Source organism: Sulfuricurvum sp. (assembly GCF_019163035.1).
GTDB lineage: Bacteria > Campylobacterota > Campylobacteria > Campylobacterales > Sulfurimonadaceae > Sulfuricurvum.
On the sequence record NZ_JAFLKV010000123.1, the window covers coordinates 1 to 2,522 of the forward strand.

2 protein-coding genes are annotated in these 2,522 nt (G+C 42.5%); both read left to right on the forward strand.

What is annotated here, in order from left to right; genetic code table 11:
- The coding region (locus tag JZU62_RS08830; RefSeq protein WP_295013946.1) for a hypothetical protein at positions 1-217 on the forward strand (217 nt) is incomplete at its 5' end.
- A complete protein-coding gene (locus JZU62_RS08835) occupies positions 217-2,364 on the forward strand; it encodes an adenylate/guanylate cyclase domain-containing protein (protein WP_295013948.1) in 2,148 nt (715 codons plus the stop codon). The genes JZU62_RS08830 and JZU62_RS08835, both read left to right, overlap by 1 nt.
- Positions 2,365-2,522: the final 158 nt, after the last annotated feature.

Below are 2,522 nucleotides of genomic sequence, written 5' to 3' on the forward strand. Positions count from 1 at the left end.
GAATGGATCGCTCGATACGTTTTCAAATGTTTCTGAATCTTTTTTCAATTCCACAAGTGGAACCCTGCAAGGTGCTTTCTATGGAGCTGATGGTAAAACGGCAGGAGGGACCTTTAATGCACAAGCCAATACTGATTCCATGCCAAGCCAAACTATCATCGTCCAAGGTGCTTTGATGGCTACGGGATCTCTAAGTGGTGAGATGTCTCCTCCTTGATGCGCATCACTCCTCTCCTAACACGCTTCATCCTTTTTATCCTCATAAGTGCCGGCATATCCTATGCCTATCTCTTTTTACCGGCAACGTATCAAAATTTGGATGACAAACTCCGCGATTTTTTATTTCTCGCACGCGGTGTTACCCATGCCAGCGATGATGTCATTATCGTCGATATCGATGAAAAAAGCCTCCATGCTCTCGGACAATGGCCATGGGAGCGTAATGTAGTCGCACAGATGGTTCAAAACCTCACCGATGCCGGAGCCGGAATTATCGGACTGGATATCGTCTTTTCCGAAGCCGATAGGTCTTCTCCCCATCGTTTTGCCCAAGAATTTCATATAGCCCAAACCCTTCCGAACTATGATCTGCAGTTTGCAAAAACGATCAGCTTAACACCGACGATTTTGGGATATATATTCAATTTTGATAAATCTTTTAACTCGGATCACTCCACCATCCCCACTATCCCCGCCATCTTTATCGAAAAAAATCTCCCAAAAATGAACTACCTCCTCACACCGAACGGTGTTTTGAGCAACCTCGAAAGTATCCAAGAGAGCGGTTATTCCAGTGGCTATTTGAACAATGTCCCTGATGCTTCCGGCTCTATCCGAAGCGTTCCTCTCATTATGCGCTATGAGGATAGTATATTTCCCTCACTTGCCTTTGAGATGTTTCGTATCGCTAATGATGCGAAGAAAGTCACGATCAATTATTCACCAACAGGGGTATCAACCATTCATGCGGGGGAGATTGACATTCCAACCGATCGCAACGGTCGTATGTATCTCAATCACCGTGGTCCGGCAAAAACGTTCCATTACCTATCAGCCAGTGATATTGTTAAGAATCGCTTTGATCCGAAAGCAGTCGAGGGAAAATATGTATTGGTCGGTACCTCTGCTTATGGTTTGATGGATCTTCGAAACAACCCGTTTGACAATATTATTCCAGGGATCGAAATCCATGCAACCGTTATTGATAATCTTATAAATCAAGATATGCTTCTACGTCCAGATTGGATAGAAATCGCCGAGATTGGTATGATCGTATCTCTCTCGGCTCTGGTTATACTCGGTCTTTCACTTTTGCCTCCACTATGGCTTTTCGGAGGATTTACTACCTTATTTTTTAGTGTAGCCTATCTTAATTACTATCTTTTATTTGACCATCACATCATTGTCAATTTGTTTTTTATGGTCTTAGTCCTAACGGTCTCGATTGTTTCAGTATTAAGTATGAACTATTTTTTCGAAAACAATCTAAAAGAGAAGGTCAAGAAAAAATTTGCTCAAAAAGTTTCTAAACAGGTTATGGATGATCTGTTAGGGCATGACAACTATGATGCCCTTCAAACACGGGAGGTAGAAGCGACTATTTTCTTTTCCGATATCCGTTCTTTCACCGCTATCTCCGAACAGCTTGGCTCACCTGAACGGTTGGTCGCATTTTTGAACGAATACATGACGGTAATGGCGGAACCGATTGTACAGACACACGGAACCATCGACAAATTCATCGGCGATGCAATCATGGCATATTGGAATGCTCCGAACCATGTTGAAAACCATGCAGATATAGCCGTTCAATCAGCGTTAAAACAACTCTCCTTACGTGAATCGCTCAGTAAAAAATTTCAACTGCAATTTGGAATCAATCTTGATTTTGGAATCGGATTAAATACCGGTGTCGTAACCGTAGGGGATATCGGTTCACAAGGACGTTCTGACTACACCGTAATCGGTGATCCGGTTAATTTGGCATCACGCTTAGAGGGATTGTGTAAATATTACCATGTACGTCTTGTTATCTCAGAATATACCTATAAATCACTCCGCTCACCCTATGTGGTACGAGAACTCGATATCGTAAGGGTAAAAGGGAAAACCGAACCTATCCTTATTTATGAAGTGATTGATAACGGATATCCGACTGAAATGCTGAGAGAAGAGTTGGAATCTTTTACGGCAGCATTGACGCTCTACCGAGAAGGAAAATTTGTAGAAGCTATCGAGTGTTTTAATGAATTAGATGCTAAATCGCCTCATCTTCTTCATAGTCTCTATATCGAGAGATGTACTACTTTAGCGCAAGCTGGTATTACATCGTTTGACGGTGTCTATGAATTTCATGAGAAATAAAGAGCTTAACTCCTTATCTCCCCCGTCCGCCTGATTTTTTCGGTGCAGGTTTTTTAGTGTTGCCAAAAGCACTGCTTTTGCTTGACATATTACCCTGAGTTGATGGTTCTTCCCGTGCGATGCGAGGTCCCCGTTTAGTGGCAAATTTTGACTGAACG